Origin of the sequence: Thiomonas sp. 13-64-67 (assembly GCF_002282795.1) — a bacterium.
GTDB classification, from domain to species: domain Bacteria; phylum Pseudomonadota; class Gammaproteobacteria; order Burkholderiales; family Burkholderiaceae_C; genus Thiomonas; species Thiomonas arsenitoxydans.
This window is the reverse complement of the sequence record NZ_NCKP01000077.1, coordinates 1-7,011: the sequence shown is the minus strand read 5'-3', so window position 1 is coordinate 7,011 and position 7,011 is coordinate 1. Positions and strand designations below refer to the sequence as shown.

Below are 7,011 nucleotides of genomic sequence, written 5' to 3'. Positions count from 1 at the left end.
AATCTGAAAACGCCCTTCCGAGCGCTTGCAAGTGATTGATTCATAGGACCCCGGCGATTGTTTGTGGCTGCGCAACGGCTTCGAACTGTCGAACTCAGGCGAACCGGTCAGGCTGCCCGTTACGGGATAACCAAACACCGGTGAACTGGACTCACCCACTAAATTCTGGATGGCCCCCGTATTCAGGTCAGCGACGATGACATTGCCATTACCCCCCGTGGCGCGGTTGAACTGCGAGCCGACCAGCATGTCGTGGCCTGCGGCATTCATGGCCGTGTCGCAATGTTCATACGCATCGAAATTGACGGTTCGAACGTATTTGCCGTTGATGTCGAGAATGAACACACGCCCGGTCTGGCTATTCTGCGAGGCCGGATCGGGCGCGACCCAGCCCTGTCCCGACAGCAGGGGAAACGGCGTCGTGCCGCGCGCCTGCCCTTGCGCCACGTACTGGGTGTCGTAGAACACCATTTGCTTAGTCGTTTGGTTGAAACCGAACACATTCAAAGCAAGCTGGCCATTTATATTCGGGATGCCACCCGCACCCAGTCCCCAAATGCGCTCGCCCTTTGAGTTGATGCCTAGCGCGAACGGGTAACCGCAGCGTACCGGGCCGGTGCGCGGCCAGCCCGCAGGCAGATTATCCAGAAAGCTGTACTCCACCGTCTTGACACCCGTCTCTACGTTGATCGCGGTGAGGTCGGCGTGCATGGTGCTGCCGACTGAATGGTTATCGATGTAATAGAGAGTAGCTGGATCCTGGTGATCCCAATAAAACTGCTCAACATCTCCGGGATTGATGTCTATAAATTTGATAAACGCATAGGTCGTGCCGTTATACATGGCCCAACCTTGCTGACCTCCTGACTGCATGGTCGAACCCGGTACATACAGAATGAATCGCGTCTCGTCGCTGTTCCAGGCCATGGCCGTAGGATAGGCCGGCGCGGCGCAGAGATTTTTAAAATCAGAAACACAATCAGTGATTCGCGTAATCCGTGTGCCGAAATCCGGATCCAGCACAGTCTGCCCCTTTGCTGGCTTGGCCAGCTTGCTGTAGGGCATACGCTTCAGACCGTAATTCTGAAGCCCGGCCGACAAATCAACGCCGGCTACAACAGGCACAGGACTCAAGCCCGCTGTAGGACTGCCCCCGGAATTTTGAACAGACGCAGATCCCCCGCCTCCACCGCAGGCGGACAAAGCACCAACAGCAGGAAGGGAAAGTAAAGATTTCTGAATGAATCGACGACGGGAAGGCAACATTTTCAATCTCCCAAAAAAACCGAATACGGATCAAAATCCTCGCTTCAGAAACACTTCAACACACCGATCAGGGGGCATTGTCAGAGCGCTCAGATGCACCAGAGCCGTGCAGGATGGCAGGACGGGTCAAACGCATGCCAAGAAGAAAATCTTTGGCTGGCGCTTCCCAGTAGTGATAAATAGCTAGAGAAATCAGATTCAGAGCCCCCACTAAAGTCGGTGCAAGCAGCACGCTTAGCTGCGGATATTCCGGGCCGAATGCATTGCGTGCAATATCGAGAATGGCGACTCCGATGTATTGGTGCAATAAATATAGGCTGTAACTGGCCACCCCAATCGCCGCGAGCGGCGGATAGCCCAACCAGGCCACCCAGGCGGGGCGTTTCATCATCGCCAAAAAAACAAAAAAACTAAATGCAAGAGCAAGATAAGGCGCGATGGTTCCGACATGCGTCCCCAACCTGAGCACCGCAATGGCGACAACCGACTCAACTAGTAACACCCAGGCCATTCGGCTGCTGGCATCTGCGTAAAGTGCATAAAACCCAATGCCAGCCACAAACCAAGGCAAGGCGCCAATAACAAAAATAAAATCGATTGCCCAGAGATGATGGAAGTCTAGCGCCCGAGCCAGCACATAAAATATCACCAAGCCGCCAAATGCCAACGCCACAGACCTAAAGAACAACCGAGAACCTACCAAAAAATAAATGACACTGATCCAAAAATAAAACTTGACCTCGACAAAAAGAGACCAATATGCCCCATCAACCGCTTTGAAAGGCACGCCAAAAATCTTACTCCAGATGATCGGATCACTGAATGTCAGGCTCGGAATAAAATCTCTGATCTGAGGAATGAAAATATTTTGTGGCAGTAAATTCAGAATGAAAAAAGAAAATACTGAACAAATCAACATCGTTGGAAAAAGGCGCGCAAACCGCTTCCAGAAAAAATGACCTATCGTGCGACACCTGAATAGGGTCATGCTGATCACAAACCCCGATATCACAAAAAATATCTGCACCCCTAGATCGCCATACTCAAACAACCAGAAGTGCGCTCCAAAACCCCCGTATGGGTAGAAATTATCTGGGGCGACTGGCGGCGTCCACCGGACAAAATAGTGATATCCCATCACCAATAGAATGGCTATGGCCCTTAATCCATCCAATACCTTGAGGCGATGCCGTTCTTCCATTAGTGGCCATTTGAAAAGAGGTTGAGTGATTCGAGCGGCGCTGCCATATAAAAAAAGGCACGCCCGAAGAAAAAAAGGCACGCCCGAAGCGTGCCGCATCATAGGACTGCAGTGCATCGATGCCCACCCCGCACTGAGCGGGGTGGGGTCACTCTCGCTCCCTCAATTGGGTTTATAGGCGGGCAACTCGATCACGTAGGTGTCCACCGGCGCATTCGGGTTGATCACTGGGCTCTTCGGATTAGCGTTGCCCCAGTCGCTCTGCACCAGTATGCGGGTGCCGCTCGGGCTCGGGGTGACGTTGGTCTGCGCCCAATAGTTGTTCACCGGTGCGTTGCTGTAATGACCTGTGCTGCGGTGATGCGCCACGCGGAACACGACACCCGTGTCCACATTGGCGATGGAAACTTCCTGGTCGATGTAGGTCTGCGGGTTCGCCACCGGGGCGTTGTTGCTGCCGTTGTCTGCGGTACTGCCGTAGGGTGAACCGGTCACTCCCATCGCCACCCAGCCCGGCACCTTCCAGGCGCCCGAACTGATGAGGGTGCTGGTGCGGGGGTAGCCGTCGCCCTTGGACGTGCCGATCACCGTGGACACGGCGCCGGTCGCCAGATTCGCCACCATCAGATTGCCGCTACCCGATGGGCCATCATATTGCGTGCCCACGAGCAGGTCTTCGCCCTTGGCGTTGACTGAACTGTCCAGGTGTTCGATGGCGTCGAACTGCACGGTGCGCACGATATTGCCGTTCAGGTCGAAAACCACGGTCGTGTGGTTCGCCCAATCGGGCCAGGCCCAGCCCTTGCCGCTTTTGAGCGGGAAAGGCGTGGTGCCGCGCGCCTGCGCTACGGGGATGCCGTTGTAGCGCGTGATCTTGCCGGTCTTGGCGTTGAAGCCAAAGGCGTTGAGGCCGAGCTGGCCGCTGACGTTCGGAATGCCGCCTGCGCCCAGCCCCCACAACTCCAGATCACCGCCTGAATAGAACGGATATCCGGCGCGCACTGGGCCAGTCGTCGGCCAACCCTGCGCCTTCACATCAGGCATGAAGTCGTGCAACACCGTCTGCACGCCGGTTTCGACGTTGATTTCCATCATTTTCATGATGATCTGGCCACCGTTTTCACGGTTGTCTATATAGACCAGTTTGGTTGGGTCGGAATGACTCCAGTAGAACTGCTCGATATCGGGAGGATTGATCGGCAGGAATTTGATGAAGGCGTAGGTCTTGCCGTCAAACATTGCCCATCCCTGCTTGCCACCGCTCTGCGCGCCAGTGACATACAAAACAAAGCGCGATTCGTTGCAATTCCAGCCCTGCGTGGTCGGGTAGGCGGGCATCGCCACATTCGCTTTGAAGTCAGCCAAGGCGTCCGTCACGCGGACGATATGGGTACCCGGGAAATCGGGGTCTTGTACCCGAGCTCCCTTGGCAGGCTTAGCCAAATAGGAAAAGGGACGAAGGTTCTTTCCGTAGTCGACCAAACCGCTGGTCAGAGTGACACTGGGAGTGGCGCAGGTCGCCGACACCGGTGTCGGTGTCGGTGTCGGCTCCTGCGGTGCGTTATTCGCACTGCCGCCGGTGATCGTGGGCTGCGGACTGGCGATCGCCGCCGTGCCAGTTCCTGCAGTCGCATTATTGGCGGCAGCAAGATCCGTCGTGCCACCGCCACCGCAGCCCGCAAGACTCACCGAAGCCACCAGAGCAAGAGTTCCCGCTTTTAAAAAGAATGAATTCATGACTACTTCCTCACTATGACGCCAGCCGTGCACCCATTGCGACCACACGATCAAGCCCCTCTCAAGATGAGACTGTTTCGACTCATGACACTCGAAACCGCCCCCGCAATACAACGCAAAACAAAGGCACTATTTGTTACATATAGGGTGCACTAAAACCTTCGCCTCATGTCCTGATCACCCCCCCCTCGACGAGGCCTAGGCCTGCGACTCGTCAGACCCCAAAATATGCTCATTTGGGACTGTGAATTATCGAGTTTTCCCTAAGACGAATCGATCAGCGCGCTCTGACTTGCGTATCGGAATTTGCTGGTTTTTTTGTCAGAATTTTCTGATAACCTAGGACTGTCACCCAAAAGTACGTTGAATTCTCTAGTCGAGACCAGATTTCACAACCCGAATGCTGTGATCTCGCACTATTTTTGAACCACCGCATCTCATGCCAAGCTCATGTTGCCGCAGCGCCACATCCATGAAACACCCGATCACTTGGCCGACTTGGCAGGCGATGCCGATCTGACGCACGGCGCAACGCAGGCGCCGGAGGGTTTCACAGACCTGCGTGCGCTCGTTGACCAGCTCCCGGGTTTTGTGTTCCGCCTGCGCCATGACGGCGGGCAATTGCGTTTCGACTTTGCCAGCGCCTGTTGCCTGCCGGTTTGTGGCGTTCAGGCCACTGATTTGCAGCACTCCGCGCAGCACCTTCTGAACCAGATCGACCCCTTGGATCTCGCGCCGTTTCATGCGGCGCTGCAGACCAGCGTCGCCTCCGGTTTCTGGAACTGGGAAGGGCGTCTGCATACGCCGCACGGGCTCAAGTGGGTGAATGTGCGGGCGCGCACGCGCAGCATCGACGCCTTCGCGGCCGAATCCACCGGCATCATGCTCAACGTCACGCAGAGTCATCTGCGCGAATCGCAACTCCTCAATCTCTCCAGCGACCTGCAGCAGATCGCCTCGCATCTGGAGTCGGTGCGCGAGGCGGAGCGGGCCCGCATGGCGCGCGACCTTCATGACGATCTGGGTCAGGTGCTCACGGCCTTGCAGATGGATGTGGCGCTGCTGCGCAAGCAGTTTGGCGCCGCGCAGGCGCCGGAGTTGTTCGGCAACGTCGATAAGCTCATTCACGCCGCGGCAGAGGCGGGTCGGCGGGTTGCGTCCGAATTGCGGCCCAGCGTGCTCGACCTAGGGCTGAAGGCCGCGCTTCGCTGGATGTCCGCGCAATACGCCCAACGCTATGACATTCGGGTGTCAACCGAGCTGAGCTACAAACGCGAGGTCGGCGAACTGATCGCCACGGAGCTGTTTCGCATCGCACAGGAGGGCTTGACGAACGTGGTGCGCCATGCGCGGGCGCGTCAGGCCTGGGTACGCTGTGTCGATGTGGAGGCCCATCAGATCTGCATTTCAGTCGAGGATGACGGTATCGGCTACACGCCGCAAGAGCCCCCGGCCAGCCGCCCCTCGCTGGGTCTGCGGGGCATGCGCGAACGCGCCGCAGTCTTCGGCGGCAGCTTTCAACTCGACCAGTCGCCGCGGGGAGGTGTGCGCGTACAGGTGTGCATGCCACTGGGGCCTACGCTGTCGAGCGATGACGCGGGCGCCGCCCAACCCCAGCCATCCGCAGGAGACGCCCTTGGATGAGTTGCGCGTGCTCATCATCGACGACCATGCGCTGCTGGGCGAAAGTCTTGCGCGCTTTCTCGGCTCCAACGACATGCAGGCGGTCTGGTGCGGCGATCTCGCCCGCGCCATGCAATCCATCCGCGATCAGTCGTGGAGCGTGGTGCTACTCGATCTGTCCATGCCCCAAGGCAACGGACTCGATCTGCTCAAGCGCATCAAGCTCATGCACCCAGACCTGCCGGTGCTGATTCTGAGCATGCACCCCGAGCAGCAATTTGCGCTGCGCGCGCTGCGCGGCGGCGCGGCAGGCTATCTCACCAAGGGTTGCAGCCCCGACGTGCTGGTCGAGGCTATTCAAAAGGTGGTGCACGGCGGACGTTACCTCACGCCCGGCGTGGCGGAGCAGTTGGCCAACTATATGAACGAGGGCGAGGCGGCGGAAGAACCCCACGCCCGTCTTTCCGACCGGGAGATGCAGGTGTTCATGCGGCTGGTCGAAGGCAAATCGGTCAATCAGGTCGCCGACGAATTGCACATCAGCTGCAAAACGGTGAGCACGCACAAGACGCGGCTGATGCACAAACTCGCCCTCGACAACGACGCCGATCTGGTGCGCTACGCCATGCATCAGGGCATCGTGAGCTGAACCGCCGCCCCCCTCGGGGGGATCTGACGCGCAGCGGCAGGTCCGGGGACGGTGCTATCAGACAGAACGCGCTGCGGTTTTTATACTGCCGCTGATGCACACCCCCTACTCGCCTGAGCGCGCGGTTCAACTCGCGCGCGACACCCTGGATATCGAAGCCCGCGCCCTGCTTTCCCTTCGTGAGCGCTTGGCCGCGCCGCCGCTGTCGAGCGCATTTGCGCAGGCGGTGCAGTGCATCCTGCAGAGCGGCGGCCGCGTGGTGGTGTCGGGCATGGGCAAATCGGGGCATGTGGGCCGAAAAATCGCGGCCACCTTCGCCTCCACCGGCACGCCGGCTTATTTCGTGCACCCGGCCGAGGCCAGCCATGGCGACCTCGGCATGGTGACGCGCGACGATGTGTTCCTCGCCCTGTCCAACTCCGGCGAGACCGAAGAACTCACCCGCATCGTGCCGCAGGTCAAGCGCCTGGGCGCCACGCTCATCGGCATGACCGGCCGCACCGACTCCACCCTGGCGCGGCATGCCGACATCCTG

The 7,011-nt window shown here is 58.3% G+C and carries 7 protein-coding genes; 3 read left to right on the top strand and 4 right to left on the bottom strand.

Annotated elements, in window-relative coordinates:
* The 4 genes from B7X30_RS14010 to B7X30_RS13995 all read right to left on the bottom strand — a co-directional run.
* A partial coding sequence (locus tag B7X30_RS14010; RefSeq protein ID WP_286731357.1) for a hypothetical protein occupies nucleotides 1-1,266 on the bottom strand: 1,266 nt, incomplete at its 3' end.
* Nucleotides 1,267-1,333: 67 nt separating this feature from the next.
* Nucleotides 1,334-2,569, bottom strand: coding sequence for an acyltransferase family protein (locus tag B7X30_RS14005; protein WP_286731354.1), 1,236 nt, complete (start codon nucleotides 2,567-2,569; stop codon nucleotides 1,334-1,336).
* A 60-nt stretch (nucleotides 2,570-2,629) separates the two neighbouring features.
* Complete coding sequence (locus B7X30_RS14000) at nucleotides 2,630-4,204, bottom strand: hypothetical protein (RefSeq protein ID WP_286731352.1); 1,575 nt, start codon at nucleotides 4,202-4,204, stop codon at nucleotides 2,630-2,632.
* Between the two features lie 372 nt (nucleotides 4,205-4,576).
* Complete coding sequence (locus tag B7X30_RS13995) at nucleotides 4,577-4,948, bottom strand: hypothetical protein (RefSeq protein WP_286731351.1); 372 nt, start codon at nucleotides 4,946-4,948, stop codon at nucleotides 4,577-4,579.
* On the opposite strand from B7X30_RS13995, the gene B7X30_RS13990 reads away from it, so the two are divergent.
* The 3 genes from B7X30_RS13990 to B7X30_RS13980 all read left to right on the top strand — a co-directional run.
* Entirely contained in the window at nucleotides 4,928-5,848 is a 921-nt protein-coding gene (locus tag B7X30_RS13990; protein WP_286731350.1) for a sensor histidine kinase, read from the top strand. The genes B7X30_RS13995 and B7X30_RS13990 overlap by 21 nt on opposite strands.
* Nucleotides 5,841-6,476, top strand: coding sequence for a response regulator (locus B7X30_RS13985; RefSeq protein ID WP_041609081.1), 636 nt, complete (start codon nucleotides 5,841-5,843; stop codon nucleotides 6,474-6,476). Before B7X30_RS13990 ends, B7X30_RS13985 begins: the two co-directional genes overlap by 8 nt.
* Nucleotides 6,477-6,570: 94 nt before the next feature.
* On the top strand, nucleotides 6,571-7,011 hold a 441-nt coding region (locus B7X30_RS13980), incomplete at its 3' end, for a KpsF/GutQ family sugar-phosphate isomerase (protein ID WP_286731346.1).

What these genes read in the sequence shown, in the direction of transcription:
- B7X30_RS14005 (WP_286731354.1), bottom strand. Translation starts at nt 2,569, where the DNA reads ATGATGCGGCACGCTTCGGGCGTGCCTTTTTTTCTTCGGGCGTGCCTT.
- B7X30_RS14000 (WP_286731352.1), bottom strand. Translation starts at nt 4,204, where the DNA reads ATGAATTCATTCTTTTTAAAAGCGGGAACTCTTGCTCTGGTGGCTTCG.
- B7X30_RS13995 (WP_286731351.1), bottom strand. Translation starts at nt 4,948, where the DNA reads ATGAAACGGCGCGAGATCCAAGGGGTCGATCTGGTTCAGAAGGTGCTG.